This is a genomic window from Nonomuraea sp. NPDC004702 (assembly GCF_053601695.1).
In genome coordinates this window covers 1-24955 of sequence record NZ_JBSGCE010000063.1, presented here as the reverse complement: position 1 = coordinate 24955, position 24955 = coordinate 1, and the positions used below count along the sequence as shown (strand labels likewise).

At 70.1% G+C, this 24955-nt stretch carries 28 protein-coding genes; 11 read left to right on the top strand and 17 right to left on the bottom strand.

Annotated features, from left to right (window positions below):
- Positions 1-46: 46 nt before the first annotated feature.
- From ACWEJ6_RS43840 to ACWEJ6_RS43825, 4 genes are all read left to right on the top strand, one after another.
- A complete protein-coding gene (locus ACWEJ6_RS43840) occupies positions 47-517 on the top strand; it encodes an Lrp/AsnC family transcriptional regulator (protein ID WP_449916747.1) in 471 nt (156 codons plus the stop codon).
- A gap of 70 nt (positions 518-587) precedes the next feature.
- Complete coding sequence (locus ACWEJ6_RS43835; RefSeq protein ID WP_452431395.1) at positions 588-2027, top strand: serine hydrolase domain-containing protein; 1440 nt, start codon at positions 588-590, stop codon at positions 2025-2027.
- A 20-nt stretch (positions 2028-2047) separates the two neighbouring features.
- On the top strand, positions 2048-2479 hold the full coding sequence (locus ACWEJ6_RS43830) for a hypothetical protein (RefSeq protein ID WP_387679223.1): 432 nt from the start codon (positions 2048-2050) through the stop codon (positions 2477-2479).
- Complete coding sequence (locus ACWEJ6_RS43825; RefSeq protein WP_397219490.1) at positions 2476-3066, top strand: TetR/AcrR family transcriptional regulator; 591 nt, start codon at positions 2476-2478, stop codon at positions 3064-3066. Before ACWEJ6_RS43830 ends, ACWEJ6_RS43825 begins: the two co-directional genes overlap by 4 nt.
- 369 nt (positions 3067-3435) lie before the next feature.
- On the opposite strand, the gene ACWEJ6_RS43820 is transcribed toward ACWEJ6_RS43825, so the two are convergent.
- The 6 genes from ACWEJ6_RS43820 to ACWEJ6_RS43795 all read right to left on the bottom strand — a co-directional run bounded on the left by ACWEJ6_RS43820 (position 3436) and on the right by ACWEJ6_RS43795 (position 9701).
- Positions 3436-4581 carry an acetyl-CoA C-acetyltransferase gene (locus ACWEJ6_RS43820; protein ID WP_452431394.1) on the bottom strand — a complete coding sequence of 382 codons (1146 nt, stop codon included), beginning with the start codon at positions 4579-4581 and terminating at the stop codon, positions 3436-3438.
- A gap of 72 nt (positions 4582-4653) precedes the next feature.
- A complete protein-coding gene (locus ACWEJ6_RS43815; RefSeq protein ID WP_452431393.1) occupies positions 4654-5313 on the bottom strand; it encodes a hypothetical protein in 660 nt (219 codons plus the stop codon).
- 15 nt (positions 5314-5328) lie between these two features.
- Entirely contained in the window at positions 5329-6069 is a 741-nt protein-coding gene (locus ACWEJ6_RS43810) for a class F sortase (RefSeq protein WP_358289183.1), read from the bottom strand.
- A gap of 5 nt (positions 6070-6074) precedes the next feature.
- Positions 6075-7361: a hypothetical protein gene (locus ACWEJ6_RS43805; protein ID WP_452431392.1), complete on the bottom strand. Its 1287-nt coding sequence runs from the start codon at positions 7359-7361 to the stop codon at positions 6075-6077.
- A 133-nt stretch (positions 7362-7494) separates the two neighbouring features.
- Complete coding sequence (locus ACWEJ6_RS43800) at positions 7495-8274, bottom strand: class F sortase (RefSeq protein WP_352322264.1); 780 nt, start codon at positions 8272-8274, stop codon at positions 7495-7497.
- The gene (locus ACWEJ6_RS43795; RefSeq protein ID WP_387679234.1) at positions 8274-9701 is read right to left on the bottom strand and encodes a hypothetical protein; all 1428 of its coding nucleotides are present in this window, start codon (positions 9699-9701) and stop codon (positions 8274-8276) included. The genes ACWEJ6_RS43800 and ACWEJ6_RS43795 overlap by 1 nt, the downstream gene beginning before the upstream one ends.
- Before the next feature lie 223 nt (positions 9702-9924).
- Here ACWEJ6_RS43795 and ACWEJ6_RS43790 point away from each other — a divergent pair, with 223 nt between their 5' ends.
- Together ACWEJ6_RS43790 and ACWEJ6_RS43785 are read left to right on the top strand one after the other, a co-directional pair.
- A complete protein-coding gene (locus tag ACWEJ6_RS43790) occupies positions 9925-11070 on the top strand; it encodes an acyl-CoA dehydrogenase family protein (protein ID WP_387679237.1) in 1146 nt (381 codons plus the stop codon).
- A 43-nt stretch (positions 11071-11113) separates the two neighbouring features.
- Positions 11114-11275 (top strand): hypothetical protein, encoded by a 162-nt coding sequence (locus ACWEJ6_RS43785; protein ID WP_352322270.1) that lies wholly within the window; start codon positions 11114-11116, stop codon positions 11273-11275.
- Between the two features lie 12 nt (positions 11276-11287).
- Here ACWEJ6_RS43785 and ACWEJ6_RS43780 read toward each other — a convergent pair whose 3' ends face one another.
- Complete coding sequence (locus ACWEJ6_RS43780) at positions 11288-11716, bottom strand: MarR family winged helix-turn-helix transcriptional regulator (protein WP_452431391.1); 429 nt, start codon at positions 11714-11716, stop codon at positions 11288-11290.
- A 20-nt stretch (positions 11717-11736) separates the two neighbouring features.
- On the opposite strand from ACWEJ6_RS43780, the gene ACWEJ6_RS43775 reads away from it, so the two are divergent.
- Positions 11737-12099, top strand: a complete 363-nt coding sequence (locus ACWEJ6_RS43775) for a MarR family winged helix-turn-helix transcriptional regulator (protein WP_452431390.1) — start codon at positions 11737-11739, stop codon at positions 12097-12099.
- On the opposite strand, the gene ACWEJ6_RS43770 is transcribed toward ACWEJ6_RS43775, so the two are convergent.
- The 3 genes from ACWEJ6_RS43770 to ACWEJ6_RS43760 all read right to left on the bottom strand — a co-directional run bounded on the left by ACWEJ6_RS43770 (position 12096) and on the right by ACWEJ6_RS43760 (position 15946).
- A complete protein-coding gene (locus ACWEJ6_RS43770; RefSeq protein ID WP_387679246.1) occupies positions 12096-12899 on the bottom strand; it encodes an alpha/beta fold hydrolase in 804 nt (267 codons plus the stop codon). The genes ACWEJ6_RS43775 and ACWEJ6_RS43770 overlap by 4 nt on opposite strands.
- A complete protein-coding gene (locus tag ACWEJ6_RS43765) occupies positions 12896-15118 on the bottom strand; it encodes an ATP-binding SpoIIE family protein phosphatase (protein ID WP_364326275.1) in 2223 nt (740 codons plus the stop codon). The genes ACWEJ6_RS43770 and ACWEJ6_RS43765 overlap by 4 nt, the downstream gene beginning before the upstream one ends.
- Positions 15119-15241: 123 nt before the next feature.
- Positions 15242-15946, bottom strand: a complete 705-nt coding sequence (locus ACWEJ6_RS43760; protein WP_352322278.1) for a metal-dependent transcriptional regulator — start codon at positions 15944-15946, stop codon at positions 15242-15244.
- Positions 15947-16048: 102 nt separating this feature from the next.
- On the opposite strand from ACWEJ6_RS43760, the gene ACWEJ6_RS43755 reads away from it, so the two are divergent.
- Positions 16049-16672 carry a UdgX family uracil-DNA binding protein gene (locus ACWEJ6_RS43755; RefSeq protein WP_452431389.1) on the top strand — a complete coding sequence of 208 codons (624 nt, stop codon included), beginning with the start codon at positions 16049-16051 and terminating at the stop codon, positions 16670-16672.
- Here the strand turns inward: ACWEJ6_RS43755 and ACWEJ6_RS43750 are convergent.
- Both ACWEJ6_RS43750 and pdxH read right to left on the bottom strand, forming a co-directional pair.
- A complete protein-coding gene (locus tag ACWEJ6_RS43750; protein WP_452431388.1) occupies positions 16618-17904 on the bottom strand; it encodes an MFS transporter in 1287 nt (428 codons plus the stop codon). The genes ACWEJ6_RS43755 and ACWEJ6_RS43750 overlap by 55 nt on opposite strands.
- 10 nt (positions 17905-17914) lie before the next feature.
- Entirely contained in the window at positions 17915-18592 is a 678-nt protein-coding gene (gene pdxH, locus ACWEJ6_RS43745) for a pyridoxamine 5'-phosphate oxidase (RefSeq protein WP_358289213.1), read from the bottom strand.
- A 202-nt stretch (positions 18593-18794) separates the two neighbouring features.
- Between pdxH and ACWEJ6_RS43740 the strand changes: the two genes are divergently transcribed.
- Entirely contained in the window at positions 18795-19901 is a 1107-nt protein-coding gene (locus ACWEJ6_RS43740; protein WP_352322285.1) for a citrate synthase 2, read from the top strand.
- 111 nt (positions 19902-20012) lie between these two features.
- Positions 20013-21122 carry a phosphoserine transaminase gene (gene serC / locus ACWEJ6_RS43735; RefSeq protein WP_352322287.1) on the top strand — a complete coding sequence of 370 codons (1110 nt, stop codon included), beginning with the start codon at positions 20013-20015 and terminating at the stop codon, positions 21120-21122.
- On the opposite strand, the gene ACWEJ6_RS43730 is transcribed toward serC, so the two are convergent.
- A complete protein-coding gene (locus tag ACWEJ6_RS43730) occupies positions 21119-21490 on the bottom strand; it encodes a BlaI/MecI/CopY family transcriptional regulator (RefSeq protein ID WP_387660382.1) in 372 nt (123 codons plus the stop codon). The genes serC and ACWEJ6_RS43730 overlap by 4 nt on opposite strands.
- Before the next feature lie 38 nt (positions 21491-21528).
- Between ACWEJ6_RS43730 and ACWEJ6_RS43725 the strand changes: the two genes are divergently transcribed.
- A complete protein-coding gene (locus ACWEJ6_RS43725; RefSeq protein ID WP_358289220.1) occupies positions 21529-22107 on the top strand; it encodes a TIGR00645 family protein in 579 nt (192 codons plus the stop codon).
- A gap of 3 nt (positions 22108-22110) precedes the next feature.
- On the opposite strand, the gene ACWEJ6_RS43720 is transcribed toward ACWEJ6_RS43725, so the two are convergent.
- The 4 genes from ACWEJ6_RS43720 to ACWEJ6_RS43705 all read right to left on the bottom strand — a co-directional run bounded on the left by ACWEJ6_RS43720 (position 22111) and on the right by ACWEJ6_RS43705 (position 24774).
- On the bottom strand, positions 22111-22731 hold the full coding sequence (locus tag ACWEJ6_RS43720) for a rhomboid family intramembrane serine protease (RefSeq protein WP_352355384.1): 621 nt from the start codon (positions 22729-22731) through the stop codon (positions 22111-22113).
- Positions 22732-22842: 111 nt separating this feature from the next.
- Positions 22843-23607: a crotonase/enoyl-CoA hydratase family protein gene (locus tag ACWEJ6_RS43715; RefSeq protein WP_452431387.1), complete on the bottom strand. Its 765-nt coding sequence runs from the start codon at positions 23605-23607 to the stop codon at positions 22843-22845.
- Between the two features lie 6 nt (positions 23608-23613).
- Positions 23614-24387, bottom strand: a complete 774-nt coding sequence (locus tag ACWEJ6_RS43710; RefSeq protein ID WP_352322296.1) for an SDR family NAD(P)-dependent oxidoreductase — start codon at positions 24385-24387, stop codon at positions 23614-23616.
- A gap of 48 nt (positions 24388-24435) precedes the next feature.
- Positions 24436-24774: an STAS domain-containing protein gene (locus ACWEJ6_RS43705; RefSeq protein ID WP_138689510.1), complete on the bottom strand. Its 339-nt coding sequence runs from the start codon at positions 24772-24774 to the stop codon at positions 24436-24438.
- Between the last annotated feature and the right edge of the window lie 181 nt (positions 24775-24955).

Genomic DNA, 24955 nt, shown 5'->3' with positions numbered 1-24955 from the left:
CCGGCTCCACCGAACGTTCGATCGGAGAAAGGAGCAGAATCGCGTCATGGACGAACTTGATTCGGCGATCATCCGCCTGCTCCAAACGGATGCGCGGCAGTCCAACCGGGAGCTGGCCCGCCGGCTCGGCATCGCCCCCTCGACCTGCCTGGAACGGGTCAGGGCGCTCACCCGGCGCGGCGTGATCCGCGGCTACCACGCCGACATCGACCCCGCCGCGCTCAACCGGAGCACGCAGGCGATGGTCTCGGTCCAGGTCCGTCCGCTGAGCCGGGCCGTGATCAACGCCTTCAAGCAGTCGGCCGCCGAGCTGCCCGAGGTGCTGAGCGTGTTCGTGCTGGCCGGCGGCGACGACTTCCTGCTGCACGTCGCGGTCCAGGACCTCGACCACCTCCACTCCTTCCTGCTCGACCGGCTCAGCAAGCGCAAGGAGATCGTCGGCTTCCGCACCTCGGTGATCTTCCAGCAGGTGCACGACGCGGTGCCGGAACGGCTGCCGTCCCCCTCGGAGACCTGACTTTCGTCGGGGGTGGCACTAGACCGTCGGCAGATCCGGCGGTGGGGGCGTTCTCCGTACGTTTGCCTGCATGAGCTTGAAGATCGCCCTCGCCGGGCTGGCCGCGGCCCTGACCCTCACCCCCGCCGCGGCCCCGGCCCTCGCCTCGGCCCCGGCCCTCGCCTCGGCCCCCGCCGAGCCGACCCCCGCCGCCGTGGACGCCTACCTGCGCGAGGCGCTGGAGACCACCGGCGTGCCGGGTCTGTCCGTCGTGGTGACCCGCGGCGACAAGGTCGTGCACGCCGCCGGCTACGGCGAGGACTCCGATGGGCGTCCGGTCACCGCGGCCACGCCGATGCGGGTGGCCTCGGTGAGCAAGTCGTTCACCGCGATGGCCGTGATGACCCTGGTGGAGCAGGGGAAGATCGCGCTGGACGAGCCGGTGGCCGGGCAGCTGCCCGGTTTCCGGATGGCCGACCCGCGGCACACCAGGATCACCGTGCGCCAGTTGCTGAACCAGACCTCCGGGCTGTCCGACAGCTCGCTGGACATCGGCGACCTGGAGTCCGCGAGCTCGCTGGCCGACTACACCGCCCGCCTGGCCGAGGGCCGCCTGGCCGCCGACCCGGGCAGCCGGTACGCCTACTGCAACGTCAACTACGACCTGGCCGCCCGCCTGGTCGAGACCGCGAGCGGCCGCCCGTTCGACGCCTACATGAAGGACCGCGTCTTCGGCCCGCTCGGCATGACCGGCAGCGCCGTGAGCGCCCAGGCCATCCGACCGGCGGACGGATTCGTCTCGGTCTACGGCATGTGGCTGCCCCGGCCGGAGGCGTCCGGGTTCCTCGACGGCAGCGGCTCGGGCGCGGTCATCACGACCGCCGCGGACATGGGCAAGTGGCTGATCGCCCAGAACGACGCCGGCCGCCCGCTGGTCAAGCAGCAGAGCCTGGAGACCATGCACAAGCCCGGCGTGCACGGCTACGGCATGGGCTGGAGCCTGGAGGAGGAGTCCGGCCTGCTGGTGCACTCCGGCAACCTGTTCACCTACAACGCCGTCGAGGCCGTCTCGCCGAAGACCGGCTACGGCTTCGCCGTCATGACCAACAGCGCCTCGCTCTACGACCCGACCTACGACATCATGCGGGGCCTGGCCGCGATGAGCGAGGGCCGCGCGCCGGCGGCCCTGGGCGGCGACCGGCAGCTCTACGACCTGGTGCTGGGGCTGCTCGCCGTCGTGGCGGCCGGCCTCGGGGTCATGGGCGTGCTGCGGGCGCGGCGGTGGGCGTCCCGGCGGTCGGGGCGGCCGTGGTGGCGGATCGCCCTGCGGCTGGTGCCGGTGCTGCTGCCGGTCCTGCTGTTCGCGCTCTACCCGAACTGGGTCTCCGTGCTGCTCAACGGGCGGTACGTGACCTGGGAGCAGCTCACCTACTTCCCGGCGTCGTTGTCGATCACCCTGCTCGCCGCGGCTCTCGCCGGGCTCTCGACCGCCGTCGTGCGAATTTGTGTACTGTGTAAGCTTACCAAGTAAGCAAATTCGAGGAGTACCCGATGATCGCGGTCGCCGTCACCGTCCCGCTCGTGTGGCTCGCCTGGCTCGTCCTCACCGACTGGGTGCCCATGTTCCCGCTCAACGACCTCAACGGCGCGAACGTCAGAGGCCGGGCCCTGGCCGCCGCGATCAACTACCCGTTCCCGCTGCTCATCGCGGCCGGCATCGCGCTGCACCGCACGTGGTCGCTCATCGCCGCGACCGTCCTGTGCGTCCTGGTCGTGGCAGGGCACGTGCGGAGCTGGTGGCTGCCCTACTTCGGCCCGGCCACGGCCGAGCAGCGCGAGCTCTACCGGCGCGAGTACAGCCGCACCTGGAAGGTCCTGCCCACCGCGGGCCACGACGTGGTCATCGACGTCCAGCACATGGTGGTGGGCGTGCTGTCCCTGCTCATGCTGGCGGCCACGATCGTCGTTACGCTGACCGCATGACTCAGGCACCCAGGCGGGCGGGGCGTCCGGCCGTGCTCACCGTCGAGCGCATCGTCGCCGCGGCCGTCGGCATCCTCGACGCCGAGGGCCCCGACGCGCTGACCATGCGCCGCCTGGGCGCCGACCTCGGAGTGGCCGCCATGTCGCTCTACCGCCACGTCCCCAACCGGGACGCGCTCGTGTCCCTGGTCGTCGACCGGCTGTTCACCGCGGCCATGGCCGGTTACACGCCGGTCCCCGACTGGCCGCGGGCGCTGACCGGGTTCGCCGTGGCCTACCGCCGCTTCCTGCTCGCCCACCCGCGCGCCGTCCCGCTGCTGGCCACCCATCCGGTGGACGTACGGCTCGGCACCGAGCTGATCTCCGGCCTGCTGGCCCGCTTCGAGGCGGCGGGGGTGCCGTCCGGCGACACCGTCAACGCGGTGCAGTCGGTGGCCGTCTACGTGCTCGGCCACGCCCTGGCCCAGGTCGGCTCGACCGCCGAGACCCACGACCCGGACGCGCTGCGCTTCTACGACCAGTGGTTCGACGCGGGCCTGCGGGCCATGGTGTCGGGCTTCGAGCAGCAGCTCGCGGCGCCGCGTTAATTCGGTTGCCCGGCGTCACGGACAGGCCGTAGCTTGTCGGACATGCGCCTTTACCTGTGACAGGAGCCACCTCAGTCCATCGTCCGACAGACGCGGCCACGCTGTGCTCGTCGACGCCCGGCCCTCACCGAGCCGCGTCCTGAGTTCGCGTAAAGGAGCTTCGCATGCGAGTTCGCTCAGCCAAGAAGAAGACCGCCACGCCCGTGCCGCCCCGGCAACTGCCCAAGATGCCGCAGCGCCCGGTCGTGCCGCCCCGGCGGATCATCCCGCCCAAGGGCCGCTAGACAACTACCGGGATGGTAGTCAGCGAGCGCCGCCTCCCCTCTTACGCCCGGGAGGCGGCGCTCACCCTTTTCCGGTCCGGTTCCGCTAGAGCCGCTCGATGATGGTGACGTTGGCCTGGCCGCCGCCCTCGCACATCGTCTGCAGGCCGTAGCGGCCGCCCGTGCGCTCCAGCTCGTGCAGCAGCTTGGTCATCAGGATCGCTCCCGTGCCGCCCAGCGGGTGGCCGAGCGCGATGGCGCCGCCGTTGGGGTTGACCTTGGCCGGGTCGGCGTCCAGCTCCTTGATCCAGGCCAGCGGCACCGGGGCGAACGCCTCGTTGATCTCCACGACGTCGATCTGGTCGATCGACATGCCCGCCTTGCGCAACGCCCGCTGCGTGGCCGGGATCGGCGCGGTCAGCATGTAGACCGGGTCGTCGCCCATGAGCGCGAGCTGGTGGATGCGGGCACGCGGGGTCAGGTTGTGCTCGCGCACGGCCTGCTCGGAGGCGATCAGCACGGCGCCGGAGCCGTCGGAGATCTGCGAGGAGGTGGCAGCGGTGATCCGGCCGCCCTCCTTGAGGGTCTTGAGCCCGGCCATCTTCTCCAGCGTCGTGTCGGGCCGCGGGCCCTCGTCGTCCTCGACGCCGTTGATCGGGGCGATCTGGTCCTTGAAGTAGCCGTTCGCGACGGCCTTGGCGGCCCGCTGGTGGGACTCGTAGGCGAACTGCTCCAGCACGTCGCGCTGGAGGCCCCACTTCTCGCACATCAGCTCGGCGCCGCGGAACTGCGAGATCTCCTGCTTGCCGTACCGTTCGACCCACTTGTCGCCGAACGGGAACGGCATGCCCTTCTCCAGCGCGGCGGTGATCGACGCGCCCATCGGGACGATGCTCATCGACTCCACGCCCGCGGCCACCACCAGGTCCTGGGTGCCCGACAGGACGCCCTGGGCGGCGAAGTGGATCGACTGCTGGGACGACCCGCACTGCCGGTCGATCGTGACGCCGGCCGTCGTCTCGGGCAGACCCGCCGACAGCCAGGCGTTTCGCGCGATGTCCATGCTCTGGGGGCCGAACTGCATGACGCACCCCATGATGACGTCCTCGACCGCCGCCGGATCGACGCCGGTGCGGTCGATGAGCGCCTTCAGCGTGTGGGCGGCCAGGTCGGTGGGATGGACGGTGGAAAGCCCGCCCTTCTTCTTGCCGACCGGGGTACGGACCGCTCCGACGATGTACGCCTCTGCCACAGTGCCTCCTGGAAACCGAGCATTATTCGGTTATTGAGGAGAGACTACAACAGAACGACGTTCTGTGGCTCGTCACTCCGGGGCCAGAAGGTCCTCCGCGGCGTCGATCCTGAACCGCCACCGGTCCACCACCAGGCCGTTCAGCGATTCTGCCAGCTCCAGCGCCAGGCTTCCGAGCTTGACGGGCTCCTCCCCGCGCAGTTCGATCGCGGTCAGCTCGGTGGCGAACGGCAGCAGTTCCCGCACCGCCGGCGGCTGCCCCTTCTGCGGCACGAGCGCGGCCCGGATGTCGCCCGACGTGTACGTGAACTCGTCCTCACCCTGCTCCAGCAGCGGCGCCAGGTCGTCGGCGGACGGGCGTACCGGCAGGATGACGGCGGGACCGCCCTCCTCGCCGTCGGCCGGATCGCTCACCTCGCCCCGGCACACCGCGAGCCCCTTGAGCCGGAAGGCCAGCCCCTCGGCCAGGTAACGGTCGAAGAAGTCGAACGGCAGCGGCCCCTCGGCGGTGACCCGGCAGGCCCACGCCTTCTCCAGCACCCCGCCGGTCAGCTCGGCGTCGGCCTCGACCGGCGCGTACACCCGCACGTCGGCCGCCACGATGTCGTCGCCCTCGCGCCGCGCGTCCGGGTCGGCCAGCCGGACGATCCGCAACAACTCGGCGGGGTCCGGTCTGGCGGGCAGGGCCGCCGTCGGGCCAGTACGCAGTTTCCGCTTCGCCAGCCAGCCCATGCCCGCCTCCGCCAATCAGCTTCGATAGGAGCTCGTCATCGTCGCGTAGACGATGATGTTGTCGTTGTAGTGGCCGATGGTGCGATCGTAGGCACCACCGCAGGTGATGAGGTGGAGCTGGGCGTTCTCCCGGCTCCCGTAGACGCGCTCGGTCGGGAACGTCTTCTTGCTCGCCTGCTCCACGCCACCGACCGTGAACACGGCGGTCGTCTTGTCCTGGCGCTTGACCTCGATGGTGTCGCCGTGCTTGAGCTCGCCGAGGCGGCTGAACACGGCGCTGCGCGTGCGGGTGTCCTTGTGACCGAGCAGCACCGCCGGGCCCTCCTGGCCCGGCGTGGACATGTTCCGGTACCACCCGACCAGGTTGGGATTGTCGGACGGCGGCACCTCGATCGTCCCGTCCTTGGCCAGCCCGACGGACTTGATCGGCGCGTTGACGCCGAGCCGCTTGATCACGATCCGGATCGGCGTCGAGGGCAGCATCGGCGGCGCCGGCGTGATCTCCGGCAGCGGCGGCGGCTGGTCCGGCGGGGCCTGGAACAACGCCTGCTGCGGCTGCCCGGACGCCTGCGTCTGCACGGCCACGGGCAGGGCGTCCCTGTCCATGCCGTACTCCTCGGGCGACTGCAGCACCATCAGCATGCCCGCCACGACCGTGACGACCCCGGCGATGGCCGCGCCGATCAGCACGGTCCTGAGCGCGGTGCTCCCCCGGTCCCGCGGTGGCGGGCCGCCGTACGGATACTGCCCGGCCACGCCGCTCAGCCCCTGCCGGCGGTACGCCGGCGCAGCACCAGCCCACCGGCCGCCGCGGCCGCGATCAGAACGGCGCCGGTCAGCACGAACAGCCGCCCGTCAGGCCCCGCCATACCCCCGGCCCCGGTGTCGGCCCCCGCCTTGGGCGTCTTGGACTTGTCCGGCGGGGTGACGGTCACGGTCGCGGTGCTGGTCTTGGTCGGCTTGGGGGTGGGGGTCGGCGTGGGCGTGGGAGTGGGAGTCGGCGTGGGCGTCGGGGTCGTCCCCGTGCCGGCCACCACCTGGAAGGTGAAGGTCTTGAGCCCGGTCGTGGGGGGCTCGCACTTGATCGCAGGGGCAGTCGAGGAGGTGCCTAGAGCCAGATCCCCCGGCGTCAGTTGCACAGTGCCGGCCGCTGTGGGCTTGACCTTGATGGTGACGCTCGGAAGCGTCGTGATGTCCTGACCGGCCACGGCGCCGGTGAGGGTCGCCTCGCCGGTGGCGGTGGCGGGCGCGCCTGCGCCGGTCGCCTTGATGGTGGCGAAGAGCTTGCTGCTCACAGGGAACCCGGTGGGCGCGGTGAGCGGGTCATTCGTGGTCTCGATGGTGCCTGTCCAGGTGATGGAGGCATCCTCGTTGGCCTTGGCATTGGTGGGCGTCGTCATCGCGACCTTGATGTCGACGGTGGCGGGGTACAGGGCGTCCGTCCCGCTGGGAAGCTTGCAGTTGTAGGAGACCACGTCGCTCCCGGTGCCACCGCCAGTCCCGATAGGGATGTCGAGGACCTCGGTGGTGGAGGAGGGAGTGCAGGTCGCCACGCTGCTCGGGCTGGACAGGAGCCCGAGACGGATCTCTCCGGGCTTGATGCTCACCTTGCCCGTCGTGGTGGCGCCCACAGACACCTTGTACTTCACTTCGCCCGCAGGAATGGCAGCGGTGTTCGCCGCGACAGCCGCTCCCTGCTTCGCACCAGGGTCAGTGACTGACCCACCGGTCGGCGTCAGCGCGACGGTGGCCTGCACATACGTGGCTTGCGTGGCCGGAGTTGTCTGTGTCAACGCCGGAATGCCAACCGACAGGTCGAAGCTACCGCCTGCCGCGACCGATTCGGGACCAGTGAGCGTCACGCTGAGCGGAGTGGCTCCAAAGGTGAACGGCCCTCCGACGCACGTGTAGCTGAACTGCTTCGGGGCCGCGGCCTGGGCCGGCGAGGACAGGCCGACCAGTGAGCCGACGGAGACGGCGAGTGTGCCCATCAATCCCAAGGCGGAGGTCTTGTGGGCGAGGCGGCGCCACGCCTGGGACGTAAGCACGGGTCCATCTCCGTTTCAGCGCAGTGTCAACAGTCGTGCCAGAATTCCAGCCGATGGTCACGGTTCGGTTGAGATCCTACGAACTGTCCCTGTCAACTTCCCGTAAAACCCAAAATCCGCCCCAAAAACCCCATCAGCCCTTCTTCTTCGACAACGTCGCGTACACCACGATGTTGTCCGTGTAGCTGTGCGCCTCCTTGTTGAAGACGCCGCCACACGTGATCAGCCGGAGCTGCGAGTCCTTGGTGTTCCCGTACACCCGGGACGTCGGGAACGCCGACTTGCTGACCTGCTCGATCCCGCTCACCGTGAACCGGGTGACCTTCCCGTCCGACCGGTACACGTAGATCTGGTCGCCCTTGGCCAGCTCGCGCAGACGGTCGAAGACGGCGGGGCCCTTGCGGGTGCTGACGTGGCCGTTGATGATCGCGGGCCCGAGCTCGCCGGGCACCGGCGAGAAGCGGTACCAGCCGGTCTGGTTGGGCCGGGTCAGCGGCGGAGTGCCCAGGTTGCCCTTGATGTCCACGGTGACGCCGCCGATGGGGGCGTTCACCTTGATCTTGGGGATCTTGATCCGGCTGGGCTTCGCCTTGGCCTTGGCGGCCTTCGTCCTGGCCTTGGGGATCGGCGGCACGGTCGGGGCCGCGGCCAGCGGCGGCGGCGCGTCCGGCCGGGCCGGGGTCAGCGTCGCGCCCTTGCCGCCCGGTCCCACGGTCGCGGGCAGCACGAACGCGCCCGCGTTCTCGATCTGCACGGCGGTCGGCCGGTCGGCGGCGGCCAGCGTGCCGGAGCCGTCGTCCACCTTGGGCGCCACGGAGAGCAGGCCCACCATGATCGCGCCGACGCCGGCCAGCGAACCGGCGATCAGCAGTCCGGGCATCGCCCGCTGCATCGGAGTCTTCTGCTCGGCCATCACTTCGTTCCTCCCGCGTGCGCGGCCCTGCGGCGGCGCAGGGCGAGCCCGCCGCCCGCGCTGCCCATGAGCAACATCGCCCCACTGGCCATCAGCCCGTACGGCCGGTCCGGCTCGTCGGGCGCCTCACCGGTGTCCACCCCGCCCTTGGGGACCTTGGCCACCTGCGCCCTGACGTACGTGGTCGCCGTCGGGCCGGTCGCGGTGGGCGTGGCCGTGCTCGTCCCCGTGACCGCCGGCACCACGACCACGTGCCCGAGCCCGCTGCTCGGCGTGGGCCGCGAGTGGTTCCGCGTGGGGGTGCTGGTCGCCGTGGACGTGCCCGTGTTGGTGGGAGTGTTCGTCGGCGTGTTCGTCGGCGTGTTGGTGGGGGTGTTCGTCGGCGTGTTGGTGGGGGTCTGCGTGATCGTCGGTCCCGACTTCTCCCGTACGGTCACCGTCACCGAGACCGGCCCGCCGACGAGCTTGCACTTCGCGCCGTGGTAGCCCGTCGGGATCTTGGCGGTGTTGGTGGACACCTTGAACGCGTCGAGCCAGGCAGGCTTGCTGGAGGCGTTCACGATCCTGATGGTGTGCTTGCCGTACTTCAGCTCCGGCGACTTCCAGATCGTGAAGCCGCCGTCGAGGTCGTCGTTGACGGGCAGGTCGTCGTCGGAGCGCGAGGGGTCCTCCGTGGCCACCTTGCCGCCGTCGATGTAGATGTCCACCGGGCCGGCGTCCTTGTCGTGCGGCCCGATGTACTCCACGCCGGTGCCGGTGAAGCTCAGCTCGGCCCAGGCGCCGAGGTCGTTGGTCTCGTGCAGGTCGTTGTGCACGTGGTTCTCGGAGCCCGGACGGTCGTCGATCGAGGTCCAGCCGGGGCCGTAGGTGACCTTCATGTCGGTCGGGTTGTCGGTCTCGTTGCCGTCGTTGGCGACGACCGTGCCGTCCGGCGGGGTGAAGTCGAGCTCGATGTCCTTCGGCGTGACCTTGATGTTCCCGACCTTGTCGATCAGGCCGGGGTCGTTCAGGGACTCGGGCAGCGACAGTTCACCGTCGGGGCGCAGCTTGCCCTTCTGCTCGACCGAGCCCTTCGGCTGCAGGATGCCCTGCCAGCTGCTGCTCAGCTCGACGTTGCCGGTGGCGTGCACGTTGGCGCCCGGAGCGAAGTAGCCGGGCGACTGGAGCCGTCCGTGGTCGGCGTAGTCGAGCTTCCAGGTGAAGTTGAGCGGGTCGCCGACCACCAGGTCGGTGGCGAAGGTGAGATGGGTGTTCAGGCGTACCGGTGCGTGCCGCACGATGCTGTCGGCGCCGGAGGGAACGCATTCGTACTGCACGTCCAGGTCGGCCGGTGCGGCCGAGGCCGGGACGCCGGGCAACGCGACGACCCCGACGGCCGCCACCGATGCGATCGACGCGGCGAGCAACGACTTGCGCCACCGACTCACGGGACACTCCGATCATCACAAATAGACCGAGGGTAGATCTTAGAGTCGAAAACACCCGCAACGCAGGCGGTTTCCCCCAAGTTCCAGCACTTGTGATGAAGCCGTGTCCCCTGCCGTGTCGCCTGCCGGGTCCCGCGCCGTCTCCCCTGCCGCGAAAGCGGGTATACCTCCGGGTAACAGAATCGTATTCTGTCGTGCACGACACCTGCTGGGAGGCGAATCGATGCAGCGAGACCTCTTCGACGAGGAGCACCTGCTCTTCAGGGAAACCGTGCGCGAGTTCATGGCCCGCGAGGTCGTGCCGCACCACGGCCAGTGGGAGAAGGACGGCATCGTGCCCCGCGAGGTCTGGAAGAAGGCCGGCGAGATCGGCATGTTCGGCTTCGGCGTCCCCGAGGAGTACGGCGGATCCGGCATCACCGACTTCCGCTACAACGCGGTGATCGTCGAGGAGATCATCAGGACCGGCGCCTCCGGCCTGGGCTTCTCGCTGCACAACGACGTCATGGCCCCGTACGTCGTCGAGCTCACCGACGACGAGCAGAAGCAGCGCTGGCTGCCCGGCTTCGCCTCCGGGGAGCTCATCACCGCGATCGCGATGACCGAGCCGGGCGCCGGCAGCGACCTGCAGGGCATCAGGACCACCGCCGTCCGCGAGGGCGACCACTACGTGGTCAACGGCCAGAAGACGTTCATCACGAACGGCGTCAACGCCGACCTCGTGGTCGTGGTCGCCAAGACCGACCCCGAGGCGGGGGCCAGGGGAACGACGCTGATCGTGGTCGAGCGGGGCATGGAGGGCTTCAACCGCGGCCGGAACCTGGACAAGGTCGGCATGAAGGCCCAGGACACCGCCGAGCTGTTCTTCGAGAACGTGCGCGTGCCCGTCGCCAACCGCCTCGGCCCGAACGAGGGCGAGGGCTTCTTCCACCTGATGAACAACCTGCCCCAGGAACGCCTGTCGATCGCCGTGGCGGCGGTGGCCGCAGCGGAGACGGTGCTGGAGCAGACGATCGAGTACTGCAAGACCCGCCAGGCGTTCGGCCGCAACATCGGCTCGTTCCAGAACACCCGGTTCGTCCTGGCCGAGCTGGCGACCGAGACGGAGATCGCCCGCCACTACGTGGACAAGTGCATCCTGGCGCTCAACGCCCGGCAGCTCACCGTCGTGGACGCCGCCAAGGCCAAGTGGTGGACGACCGAGCTGCAGAACAAGGTCATCGACCGCTGCCTCCAGCTCCACGGCGGCTACGGCTACATGATGGAGTACCCGGTCGCCAAGGCGTGGCTGGACAGCCGCGTCCAGACCATCTACGGCGGCACCACCGAGATCATGAAGGAGATCATCGGCCGGTCCTTCGGATTCTGACGGCGGGCGCGCGCCCGGCCGGGCCGCGCCGCATACTGTCAGCATGGACGGCGGCCTGATCCTCCTCGTTTTCCTGGCGTTACTGTTCGCCTGGGGGCTCAACCGCGTGCGCAGGGCCTTCCGGCTCGGCCCCGTCGGCTACGCGGGCGTGATGATCGTGTTCATCATCGCCATGCTGCTCGTCTGGGGCCAGACGATGCGCTGAGGCCGGTAAGGCTCACCCCGGCATCCCCCGCACGAACCGGGTCAGCAGCCGGGCGAACTCGGCCCGCTCGGCCGCCGACCAGCCGGCGGTGGCCGACGCGAAGGCCGCCTGCCGGGCCTGCCGGGCCTGGGTGAGCGCGGCGGCGCCCGCGTCGGTCAGCACCAGCCACGCCCGCCGCCCGTCGGCCTGGTCGGCCTCCCGCCGTACCAGCCCCGCCGTCACGGCGGCCGTCACGAGCCGGCTCGCCCGCGGCTGGTCGACATTGAGCGCCTCGGCGACCGCCGACACGGTGAGCCGCCCGCCGGCGGCCTCGATCACGTCGAGCACCTCGAACTCGGGGCCCGCCGCGCCGTGCTGCCGGGCCAGCGCCCGCCTGCTCTGCCTGCGCCTGATCGCGACCATCGCCCGCTCGATCGCGGCAATTTCCTTGTCTTCATACATATAGTTGCTATTGTACATGCATGGACAGACCTATCGGATATTGGGTGAAGCACCTCGACAACCTGCTGGAGAACGCGATGGGTCAGGCCCTGGCCGCCCACGGCGCCTCGCGCCGGGAGTGGCAGCTTCTCCACGCCACCGCCCAAGGGGAGAACGCCGCCGCGCTGGCGCCGTTCGAGGGGGTGGAGGAGGCCGTACAGAGCCTGACGTCGAGGGGATGGCTGACGGACGGGCGGCTGACCGACGAGGGCCGGGCCGTGCACACGGCCGTCTCCGAGCGGGTCACCCGCTTCCGGCAGCAGGTCACGCGGGGCGTGAGCGCGCAGGAGTACCGGACCGCCGTCGAGGTGTTGCGCCGCATGGCGGCCAACGCCGAACGCTAGGCGGCCGCCCGGTCGGCCTCCAGCACGACCCGGGCCACCAGCTCCGGATCGTCGCTCATGGGCACGTGCCCGCAGCCCTTGAGCAGCTTGACCCGCTGGCCCGACCAGCGCGCCGCGCGCACGGCCTGGCGGCGCGGCAGCAACCGGTCGCGCTCGCCCCAGGCGATCGTGATGGGCGACTTCGGCGGGGCGGGCGGCATCAGCCCGCCGAACGACTCCAGCGTCTCGTCGAAGCCCGCCGCCCCCGCCAGCGCCTGCGTGGCCGCGACCAGCCCGGCGGGGTCGAGCCGGCTCGGACGGGCCACCAGCACCCCGCTGGACGCCGCCCGCATGACCGGGTTACCGGCCGCCCTGACCGCCTGCTCCGGCGACATCGCGCGCGCCGAGTTCCGCAGGGCCTTCAGCGTCGTCTGGCAGTAGAGCAGCTCGGAGCGTGACCAGAAGCCGGCCGGCGACAGCGCGGTCGCCGCGCGCACGACGCCGCGCGAGGCCAGTTCGAGCGCGATGTAGCCGCCGAGCGAGTTGCCCACCACGTGCGGCTCCCGGATGCCGAGCAGCGCGCAGAACGACTCGACCGCGTCCGCCAGCGACTCCGCGGTGTACGGGATGCCCGCGGGCAGCCGCGGCGACACCCCGAAACCGGGCAGGTCGATCGCGATCACCGTGTGGTCGGCGGCCAGCCGGTCCATCACCGGCAACCACGCCTGCCAGTGGTGCCCGATGCCGTGGACGAGGATCAGCGGCTCGCCGCTGCCCCGGCGTTCGAAGGCCAGCTCCATGCGGCCCAGTGAACCACTCACCTGCTCCGGGTGGGAATCTCGAACCAGACCGCTTTGCCTTCCCTGGTGGGACGGGAGCCCCAGCGCTTGGCCAGCTGGTCGACCAGGTAGAGGCCGCGGCCGCCCTCGTCGTTCTCCCCGGCGCTGCGGATGCGGGGCAGGCGGAGGTCCTGGTCGAAGACCTCGACCCAGACCGACTCCTCGCCCCTGCGCAGCCTCAGCGTGAACTCCTTGTCGCCGACCGGCTCCTCCTCGAAGCCCGGCATGTCCCAGGACTCCTCGAACGGCAGCGGCGGCCCCTCGACGACCAGCTCCCGGCGCGGGGAGTTGGCGGTGGAGGCGTGCAGCACCACGTTGGTGACGACCTCGGAGACCAGCAGGCAGGCCAGCTCGGCGCGTTCCTCGGGCACGTTCCAGCCGGAGAACGCCTCGGAGGCCATGCGGCGCGCCTCGCCGACCATGATCGGCTGGGCCGGGAAGGTGCGCTCCTCGACGTCGAGGTCGACGTCGCTGGAGCGGACGACCAGGATCGCCATGTCGTCGTCGATCTCGCCGGGCACCGCGATCGTGGCGGCGTCGGCGATGCGCTCGACGTCGGCGTCGGCCATCTTGGCGAGCTTCTCGCACAGCACGCCGAGCGTCTCCTCCTCGCTCGGCATCCTGCCGTCGCGGCCCGGACGCCGGTCGACCAGGCCGTCGGTGTAGAGCAGCAGCGCCGCGCCCGGCGGGAGGGTGCGGGTCTCCTCCTTGTAGACCAGGTCGGCGTGCAGGCCCTTGGCCCGGACGCCGAGCGGCTGGCCGACCTCCTCGATGTCCATCTCCAGGCACTGGCCGTCGACCACCAGCAGCGGCGGCGCGTGCCCGGCGTTGGCGAAGGAGAGCTGCCGGGACCAGGCGTCGTAGACGAGGTACTGGCAGGTGACGATGGGCGGGATGCTGACGTCGGCGCCGTTGTCGTCCTGCTCGGGGGTGGCGATGATGCGGGTCCACTCGTCGAGCCTGGCCAGGATGTCGGCGGGCGACTTGTCGTCTTGTGCGAAGGCCCGCAGCGCCGCCCTGAGCTGGCCCATGATGGCCGCGGCCTTGGCGCCCCTGCCCTCGACGTCGCCGATCACGATGCCGACCCGGCCGGCCGAGAGCGGGATCACGTCGTACCAGTCGCCGCCGACCTGGGTCTGGATGCCCTGGCCGTGGGAAGCGAGCGGGGCCGCCGGGTAGTAGCGCACCGCGATGTCGAGGCCGTCGAGCTGGGGCAGCGCCCTGGGCAGCAGGTGCTTCTGGAACGACTCGGCGGTGTGGCGCTCCTCCTCGAACAGCAGCGCGTTGTCGATCGCGAGGGCCACGCGGGTGGCGATGGCGCCCACGAAGTCGCGGTCGAAGGCGTCGTAGTGGGGGCTGCGCCGGTCGGTCAGGTTGGACAGGCCGAGGTACATCAGGCCCAGCGTCTCGCCGCGCACCAGCAGGGGGGCGACGATGGCCGAGGTCATGCCGATCTCACTGGCCAGGCGCGCGCTGCCCTCGTGCGGCGACGGGTAGCTGGTGGTGGAGAAGTCCTCGACGAGGATGGTCTCCTGGCGGCGCAGCGCGGTGTCGGCGTAGTGGCCGGAGGGGTAGCGGATCTCCGCGCCCACCGGCTTCCACGTGCCCGCGGGCGGGGTCCAGCCCTGGACGTGCTCCGAGACCCGGCGGACCAGCCGGTCACCCTCCATGAGCTCGATGAAGCAGTGGTCGGCGAACTGCGGCACGAGCATCTCGGCCACCCGCTTGAGCGTCTCCTCGACGTAGAGGGAGCCGGCCAGCCGCTCGCCGATGCGTTCGAGGAGCCCGAAACGGTCTTTCTCGCGTTCGTTGCTGCGCAGGGCCTCGCGGGCCAGGATGACGATGCCGGTGACCGACCCGGACGGGTGGCGCAGCGGCACGGCCTGGGCGCGGACGTAGACGATCGTGCCGTCGCCGCGCCTGACGTCGAACGTGCCCTCCCACACGCCGCCCTTGAGCACGTGCTTGGCCAGCTCGATCGCCAGCGGGTGGTCCTTCTCCATGATCCCGAGGGACAGGACGGACGCGTCACGCGCCGGCGCGTTGCCGGGACGGCCGAACAGCTGCTCGGCGAAGGGATTCCAGTAGAGGAGATTGCTGAAGCGGTCTGTCACGACCACTGCCATTTCGGCATGGTCCAGAACGGACCCGGCACCAAGGTGATCAGCCGTTTCTTGTGACAGATCCCCCCATCGCTTCATCCGGAGACCACTCCTTGGGGTGGCTTGTGCGCACAGCGGACCACGGGTGCTCCTGCAACTGTCTTGGCCAGGGGAGAGTGGAGGGCCTCCCAAGAGGGATTCAACCAAGTGGCTGCGCGCGCGTCAGCGCTTGGAGACAAAAACGTGCGCGGCAACGTCACGCGGAAGCTCCGCGGGAGTGTCGTTCGCGTCACCGTCACCTGTCACCCGCACACCGTCGTCGCTCGCCGCGAGCGTCACCTCGCGTCCGGGTTGTATCCCAACTTGCTTGAGTTTAAGCATCACAGCAGGATCGCTTTGCACTTGTTCGCTGATCCGGCGCACCACGACCGGGATGTCACGCGGCCCGGCGGCCTCGGACATCGAGGTCAGGACGTTGGCCGCGCCCTCGGTCACCTCCTGCGCCCCCAGCTCGGCCAGCCCCGGGATGGGGTTTCCGTGCGGGCAGACCGTGGGGTTGTCGAGCAGCGTCACCAGCCGCGCCTCGACCGACTCGGACATGACGTGCTCCCACCGGCACGCCTCGATGTGCACCTCTTCCCAGGGAAGGCCGATGACCTGGGTGAGCAGGCATTCGGCCAGGCGGTGCTTGCGCATCACGCGGGTGGCCAGCGTGCGGCCCAGGTCGGTCATCGACAGGTGCCGGTCGCCCTCGACGCGGACGAGGCCGTCGCGCTCCATGCGGGCGACGGTCTGGCTCACGGTGGGGCCGCTCTGCTGGAGGCGCTCCGCGATGCGGGCGCGAAGGGGGACGATGCCCTCCTCTTCGAGCTCATAAATCGTACGGAGATACATCTCCGTCGTGTCGATCAGGCCGTGTGCGGTCAAGGCTCCTCCCAACTGAAATGCTACGCCGGTCGTGGCGGGGACTGAGCCCGTCCGCTACGGGCACAGAAGTCATCAGGAACCCTATTGGGAGAACGACCGACGATGGTTAAGGACGGCAACAACGGAGCGGCCGAGTTCCTTCCCGCCCGGCGCGACCTCGGCTCCCTGCGCACGGCGGCCGCCCGCTGCGAGGGCTGCGACCTGTACGCGAAGGCCACCCAGACGGTGTTCGGCGAGGGCCCCGAGCAGGCCCGTTTCATGCTGGTGGGCGAGCAGCCGGGAGATCGCGAGGACCGCGAGGGGCATCCGTTCGTGGGGCCCTCCGGACGCGTGCTTGATCGGGGCCTGGAGGAAGCGGGAATCGAACGGGACGCGGTTTATCTGACGAACGCTGTCAAACATTTCTCCTTCACTCCCAGGGGGAAGAGAAGGATTCATCAGAAGCCGACGGTCGCCGAGATCGAGGCGTGCCGGCCGTGGCTCGGCGCGGAGCTGGAGCTGGTGCGTCCCGACGTGGTCGTGGTCCTCGGCGCGACGGCGGCCAGGTCGCTGCTGGGCAGGGCGTTCCGGCTGACCGAGCACAGAGGCGAGCCGGTGCCGCTCGGCGACGCGCTCGCGGTGGCCACGATCCACCCCTCGGCCGTGCTGCGCGCGCCCGACAGGGACGCGGCCTACGCGGGCTTCGTCTCCGACCTCAGGGCCGCGGCGCGGGTGTCGGAGCGGTAATTGCGGAACCCGGCCACCGACAGGCCGACGACGAGCACGGTGACCGCGCACGCCAGTCCCCCGCCCACCCAGGCGCCGGTGAGCCCGAAGGCGGTCGCGGTCGCGCCGGCGCGCAGGTCGCCGAGGCGCGGGCCGCCCGCCACGACCACCATGAACACGCCCTGCATCCGCCCGCGCATCTCGTCGGGGGCGTAGAGCTGCAGGATCGACTGCCGCCACACCGACGAGATCACGTCGGCCACGCCGCCGACCGCCATGAACGCCACGACCAGCCACAGCTCGCGCACCAGCCCCGCGGCCGCGACGGCGAGCCCCCACATGGCGATGGCCAGCACGAGCGCGACGCCCTGCCGCGAGATCCGGCCCACCCAGCCGGAGAACAGCGCGCCGGCGACCGAGCCGATCGCCATGGCGGAGGTCACCCAGCCGAGCGCGGTCATCGAGCCGCCGAACCGATCGGCGGCCAGCTCGGGGTAGAGGGCGCGCGGCATGGCGAACACCATCGCGATGATGTCCACGACGAACGACATCAGCAGCACCGGGCTCCTGGCGATGAAGCTGAGGCCCTCCCAGACCGCCCGGGCTCCCGGACGTGTCACCTCGCCCAGCGGGGGCAGGGTGGGCAGCCTGAGGGCCGCGTAGAGGCCACCGCTGAACAGCAGGGCGTCCACCGCGTAGGCGGCGGCGTAGTCGGGGTGGTCGCCGCCGGTGGCCAGCAGCACGCCGCCGAGCATCGGGCCGACGACCGCGCCGAGGCTGTAGACCAGCGAGTTGAGCGCGTTGGCGGCCGGCACCAGCTCGGGGTCGAGGATGCGCGGGATCACCGATCCCCTGGTCGGGCCGGTGATCGCGAACCCGGTGGCGTTGACCGCCGTCGCCGCGAAGATCAGGTATACGTTGCCCAGCCCGAGCAGGGCCTGCGCCAGGATGACCAGGGTGGCCGCCCAGGTGATGAGCGAGCCGATGACGAGCAGTCTGCGCCGGTCGAAGGCGTCGGCGACGGCCCCGCCCCACAGCCCGAAGACCAGCAGCGGGACGAGGTTGGCCATGCCGAGCAGGCCCCCCCAGAGCGAGGAGTGGGTCAGGTCGTAGACCTGCTGGCCGACCGCCACGACGGTGACGGCGACGCCCACGTTCGAGACGGCCTGGCCGGACCAGATCCGCCGGTACGCGGGCACGGCCAGCGGCCTTGTGTCCACAAGATGACGTTTGACCAGTTCCCCGAATGCCACCTAAGGCAATTTAAGGTGCAAGTCTCTCCAAAGCCCAACCGGGTCGGGTGCGCCGGTAGCGCAGCCTGTCGTGCATCCGGTCGAGCTGTCCCTGCCAGAACTCCACCTCGGTCGGCGTCACCCGGAAGCCGCCCCAGAAGTCGGGCACCGGCGGATCCTCCGGCCAGCGGGCGGACAGCTCCTCGTAGCGCTCGTCGAGCTCCTCGCGCGAGCGCACGACCGCCGACTGCCGCGAGGCCCAGGCCCCGATGCGGGAGCCGTACGGGCGGGAGTTGTAGTAGTCGGCCGACTCCTGGTGGGAGATGCGGGCGACGGTGCCCTCGATGCGGATCTGGCGGCGGATGGCGTGCCAGGGGAACAGCAGCGAGGCGCGTCCGTTCTCGGCCAGGTCGCGGCCTTTGCGGGACTCGTAGTTGGTGTAGAAGACGAAGCCGTTCTCGTCGTAGCCCTTGAGCAGGACCGTCCTGGCGCTCGGCCGGCCGCCCGCGGAGGCGGTGGCGAGGACCATGGCGTTGGGTTCGGGCAGGCCGGCGTCGAGCGCGTCCTGGAACCAGACGGTGAACTGCGCGACGGGGTCGGACGCGAGGTCGGTCTCGAGCAACGGCTCGCCCTCGTACGTTCGGCGTAGCGCCGCCAGCAGGGGCGGGCGCGGGGTGGCATCCACGAGACGGTATTCTTGCGCGCTCATGTGGCAGATCCCACGCTAGGGCGCGTTCGGCGGCCTGACGCAGGTCGCGGGACACGTGCCCACAGCAGGCTCCCTACCAGCGGGTTTGACGTTTCGGCGGGTCCCGAGACCGACCATGACCTGGGAGGGGGTTAAATTGACCCGCCGGTATCTCGACATCAAGGCATTGCCGTTACATGGCAAGAAAGGGAGGCGGCCGAGCATGTCCGACTTCAAACCCGGCCTCGAAGGCGTCGTAGCTTTCGAGACCGAGATCGCGGAACCGGACAAAGAAGGGGGCGCCCTTCGATACCGGGGCGTCGACATCGAGGAGCTGGTCGGCCGTGTCCCGTTCGGGCACGTTTGGGGCCTGCTGGTCGACAACAAGTTCCAGCCGGGCCTGCCCCCGGCGGAGCCGTACCCCATCCCTGTCCACTCCGGTGACATCCGCGTAGACGTGCAGAGCGCGCTGGCCATGCTGGCTCCGGCCTATGGCTTCAAGCCCCTGCTCGACATCAGTGACGAGGAGGCCCGCGACCAGCTCGCGCGCGCCTCCGTGATGGCCCTCTCCTTCGTCGCGCAGTCCGCGCGCGGCCTCGGCCTGCCGATGGTGCCGCAGAGCCGGGTCGACGAGGCGAAGACCATCGTCGAACGCTTCATGATCCGCTGGCGCGGTGAGCCTGATCCCAAGCACGTCAAGGCCATCGACGCCTACTGGACCTCGGCCGCCGAGCACGGCATGAACGCGTCCACGTTCACCGCCCGCGTCATCGCCTCCACCGGCGCCGACGTGGCCGCGGCGCTCTCCGGCGCCGTGGGCGCGATGTCGGGCCCGCTGCACGGCGGCGCCCCCGCCCGCGTGCTCCACATGATCGAAGGCGTGGAGCAGCTGGGCGACGCCAAGAAGTACGTCCAGAGCGAGCTCGACAAGGGCAACCGGCTCATGGGCTTCGGCCACCGCGTCTACCGCGCGGAGGACCCGCGCGCCCGCGTGCTGCGCCGCACCGCCAAGGAGCTCGACGCGCCCCGCTACGAGGTCGCGGCAGCGCTGGAGCAGGCCGCACTGGAGGAGCTGCACGCCCGCAAGCCCGACCGGGTGCTCGCCACCAACGTCGAGTACTGGGCGGCCGTGGTGCTGGACTTCGCCGAGGTGCCCTCGCACATGTTCACCTCGATGTTCACCTGCGCCCGCACGGCCGGCTGGGCCGCGCACATCCTGGAGCAGAAGCTCACGGGCCGGCTGGTGCGTCCGAGCGCCAACTACATCGGCCCGGCCTCGCGCCCGCTGAGCGACGTCCCCGGCGCCTCCGAGGTTGTCGGCACGATCTGACACGTTTTCGCCCGTGTCATGAACGGCCCGCCCGCTCAAGGGCGGGCCGTTCCGCGTCTCATTCGGCGGACCCGTGCGACGTCACCCGGACGGCCTCAGTACGCTTGGCACGTGGCTGACATCGTGATTCCCGCTGACATCAAGCCCGCCGACGGCCGCTTCGGCTGCGGGCCCTCGAAGGTTCGCACCGAGCAACTGGCCGCGCTCGCCGCCTCCGGCGCGAGCCTCATGGGCACCTCCCACCGCCAGAAGCCGGTCAAGAACCTGGTCGGCCGCGTGCGCTCCGGCCTCGCCGACCTGTTCTCGCTGCCCGAGGGCTACCAGGTCGTGCTGGGCAACGGCGGCACCACCGCGTTCTGGGACATCGCGGCCTTCGGGCTGATCAGGGAGAAGTCCCAGCACCTGTCGTTCGGCGAGTTCTCCTCGAAGTTCGCCGCCGTCGCCAAGAAGGCGCCCTGGCTGGCCGACCCGAGCGTGATCAAGTCCGACGTCGGCACCCACCCCACCGCGGTGGCCGAGGACGGCGTCGACGTCTACGCCCTCACCCACAACGAGACTTCGACCGGCGTCGCCATGCCGATCTCCCGCGTGGGCGGCGACGACTCGCTGGTGCTGGTCGACGCCACCTCCGGCGCGGGCGGCCTGCCGGTCGACATCGCCGAGACCGACGTCTACTACTTCGCCCCGCAGAAGAGCTTCGCCTCCGACGGCGGCCTGTGGATCGCGATCATGTCGCCGCGCGCCCTGGCCAGGGTCGAGGAGATCGCCGCCTCCGGCCGGTACGTGCCCGAGTTCTTCAGCCTGCCGATCGCGATCGACAACTCCGGCAAGGACCAGACCTACAACACGCCCGCCGTGGCCACGCTGTTCCTGCTGGCCGACCAGCTCGACTGGATGAACGGCAACGGCGGCCTGGCCTGGACCACCGCCCGCACCGCCGAGTCCAGCCAGCGCCTGTACACCTGGGCCGAGAAGTCGTCCTACGCCACGCCGTTCGCCGCCCCGCAGTTCCGCTCGCAGGTGGTCGGCACGATCGACTTCAACGACGACGTCGACGCCGCCGAGGTGGCCAAGGTGCTGCGCGCCAACGGCATCGTCGACACCGAGCCCTACCGCAAGCTGGGCCGCAACCAGCTCCGCATCGCGATGTTCCCGGCCATCGAGCCGTCCGACGTCGAGGCGCTGACGGTCTGCGTCGACCACGTGGTCGAGCGCCTCTAGCCCATCGCGCGCCGGCCCGTCCGGCGGGTCAGCTCGTCCAGGAGCGCCAGGGCGTCCGCCTCCTCGACGCTCTGCGCGAACCTCGTCAGCACCGGCAGCCTGTCGGTGCTGACGGCCAGGGCCTCCAGCATCAGGCGGCTGACGTGCTCGGCCCTTGAGCAGGCGGCCGCGTAGCGGAAGGCGTTGCGCGCCGGCGTGCGCACCAGCAGCCCCTTGCGCACCAGCCGCTCGGCGACGGTCTGCACGGTCGTGTACGCCAGGTCGCGGTCCTCGTTGAGGCTGTCCAGGAGCTCCCGCACGCGCATGGCCCTGCCGGCATCCCACAGCACGTTCATGATCGCGCGTTCCAGGGATCCCAGGTTCGCCAACTCAACCAGTCCTCCGGCTCGATCAGTAGGAAACATTCTTGCCCGAACAGCCCCCGATCGGCCAGGGGCGAGCGCTACCCCGCAGCCTCGGCTACCTCATGTTCGCCAGCCGCTGGCTGCAGGTCCCGCTCTACCTGGGCCTCATCGTGGCGCAGGCGGTGTACGTCTGGCAGTTCATGACCGAGCTGTGGCACCTGCTCAGCAGCGTCTTCCTGCACCCGGCGACCGGCGACGGCACGTCGGCCGAGGTCGTCGTCATGCTGACGGTCCTGGCGCTGATCGACGTCGTCATGATCTCGAACCTGCTGATCATGGTGATCATCGGCGGCTACGAGACGTTCGTCTCGCGCATCAACCTCAACGACCATCCCGACGAGCCCGAATGGCTCTCCCACGTCAACGCCAACGTGCTGAAGGTCAAGCTGGCCACGGCCATCGTGGGCATCTCGTCGGTGCACCTGCTGCAGACGTTCATCCGGGCCCGTGACGTGCCCAACGACAAGATCATGTGGCAGACGATCATCCACCTGGCGTTCGTGGCCTCGGCAATCGGCCTGGCGCTCATCGACCGCATGCTCGCCGGCTCACCGGCCGAGCGCACCAAGCCGCACCTGTAGGGCTCAGACGCGGGCCGGCAGCTCTTTCCTGCGGCGCAGCACCCAGGCGGCCACCACGCCGCCCAGGAGCCCGAACAGGTGGCCCTGCCACGAGATGCCCTGCTGGTTGGGCAGCAGGCCCCACAGGATCGAGTAGTAGGCCACGCCCACGCCGATGCCGATCAGGATGTCCACCAGGCGGCGGTCGAACAGGCCGCGGGCCAGCACGAAGCCGAAGTAGCCGAAGACCAGGCCGCTCGCGCCGATCGTGATCACGCCGGGGCTGGACACCCACGTGCCGAGGCCGCCGATCAGCACGATCAGCAGCGTGGCCCAGAGGAACTTGCGGATGTCGCGCACCGCCGCCAGGAAGCCCAGCACCAGCAGCGGCAGCGAGTTGGCCATGAGGTGGCCGAAGCCGCCGTGCAGGAACGGCGCGAACAGGATGCCCACCAGGCCGTCGGCGTCCCAGCCCGCGATGCCGTAGGAGTCGAGCGCGCCGCCCATCACGTAGTCGACGCCTTCCAGGACCCACATCACGGCGAGCATGGACCCGAGGATGACGATCGCCTTGATCGCGCTCGACAGGAAGGTGCCGGCGCCGCGCCTGGCCGACTCGAACCTGGAACCCGAATGGTCGCTCATGCGCTCTCCTGGTGGTGGTCTCCTCCCTTTACCGTACGCAGGAAAGGTCACGCACGCGCGTTGACGCGGCCCCTTCCGGACGTGCGGAAGGGGCCGGCGTACGGGTGAGGGTTACTCGCCCTTCCACTGGGGGGCGCGCTTCTCGGCGAAGGCCGCCGCGCCCTCCATGGCGTCCTTGGAGCCGAACACCGGGTTGATGATCGCGCCCTGCCTCTTGAACATCTCCTCCAGGGGCCAGTCCTGGGACTCGATGATCACCTTCTTGGTCGCCGCGAGCGCCAGGGGCGCGTTGGCGGCGATCTTGCGGGCCAGCTCCAGCGCGCCCTCCAGAGCGGCCCCCGGCTCGGTGATCCGGTTGACCAGGCCCAGCTCGTACAGGCGGGAGGCGGGGTAGTGGTCGCCGGTCAGGGCGATCTCCATGGCCACGTGGTACGGAATCCGCCGCGGCAGCCGCATGATCCCGCCCGCGCCCGCCACCAGCCCGCGCTTCGGCTCGGGCAGCCCGAACGTGGACTCCGACGAGGCCACGATGACGTCGCAGGACAGGGCCAGCTCGAAGCCGCCCGCCAGGGCGTACCCCTCGACCGCGGCCACCAGCGGCTTCTTGGGCGGCGCCTCGGCGATGCCGCCGAAGCCGCGCCCCTCGACCACCGGGAAGTCCCCGGACAGGAACCCCTTGAGGTCCATGCCCGCACAGAACGTGCCCCCGGCGCCGGTCAGCACGTACGCCGAGATCTCGGGGCGGGCGTCGAAGGTGTCCAGTGCCTCGGCGATCCCCCGGGCCACCGCGCCGTTGATCGCGTTGCGCGCCTTCGGCCGGTTGATGGTGATGACCGCGACGTTGCCGGACTCCTCGACGAGCACTTCGTCAGACACGGGACCTCACTTGGGCTGGAAGCGGATGCCGCCGTCGAAGCGCACGACCTCGGCGTTCATGTAGTCGTTCTGGACGAGCGAGTGCACCAGGTGGGCGAACTCGTCGGCCCGGCCCATGCGCTTGGGGAAGACCACGGGGGCCACGAGCTTGGCCTTGAACTCCTCGGCGTTGCCGGAGAAGCCGTAGATGGGGGTGTCGATGATGCCGGGGCAGATCGTGTTCACGCGTACGCCGATGGCCGCCAGGTCGCGCGCTGCGGGGACCGTCATGCCCACGATGCCGCCCTTGGAGGCCGAGTAGGCGAGCTGGCCCGTCTGGCCCTCCAGGGCGGCGACGGAGGCCGTGTTGATGACCACGCCGCGCTGGCCGTCGGCGTCGACCGGCTCGGTGGCGGCGATGGCGGCCGCGGCGATGCGCATGAGGTTGAAGGTGCCGATCAGGTTGACCTCGATCACCTTGCGGTACGTGGCCGGGTTGTGCGGCTTGCCCTCGCGGTTGACCGTGCGCTCGGCCCAGCCGATGCCCGCGCTGTTGACCACGACGCGCAGCGGCTTGCCCGTGGCCACGGCCGCGTCGACGGCCGCCTGCACCTGATCGTCGTCCGACACGTCCGTCCTGACGAAGACGCCGCCGAGCTCGTCGGCGACGGCCTTGCCGCGCTCCTCGTTGAGGTCGGCGATGACCACGGTGGCGCCCGCGCGGGCGAGCTCGCGGGCCGTCGCCTCACCGAGGCCGCTGGCACCGCCGGAGATGATTGCTGCAGATCCGTTGACGTCCATATCCCGGACCTTAACGCGCCAACCGAATGAAGTTCTACTCGGGGCCGGTTAAATTCCGCCCACGGCGCTGTCGACGTCGGAGTACACCTTGATCCGCCGGTCGAGCCCCGTGGTCCGCAGGATACGCGCCACGGGCGCCTGGGGCGCGGCGAGGGACACCCCGCCTCCCTCTCCCGTGGCCAGCCGCCAGGCCTCGATCAGCACCGAAAGACCGCTGGAGTCCATGAACGACAGCTGCTGCAGGTCGAGCACGAGCCTGGCGCTGTCCTGCTTGATGGCGTCGCGGACCTCGTCGCGGAGGAACGGTGCGGTGAACAGATCGAGCTCTCCCTCAACGGCCACCACCACGGCATCACCCAGGGCGTGTCGCGCAAGCCGCAGCTTCATTTGGCCCCTCCTCGATGAGCCACTGTACTTCGACATCCCCGGATAGCGGGCATGCACAAACTACGAAGAGCCGGATACAGAAGGACTAGGCCGTGTTTCATAAGGCCTTCAGCCACTCGTTGATCGCAGCGATCGTGAGGACGGCTTCGTAGCGGACGGCGAGCTTGTCATAGCGGGTGGC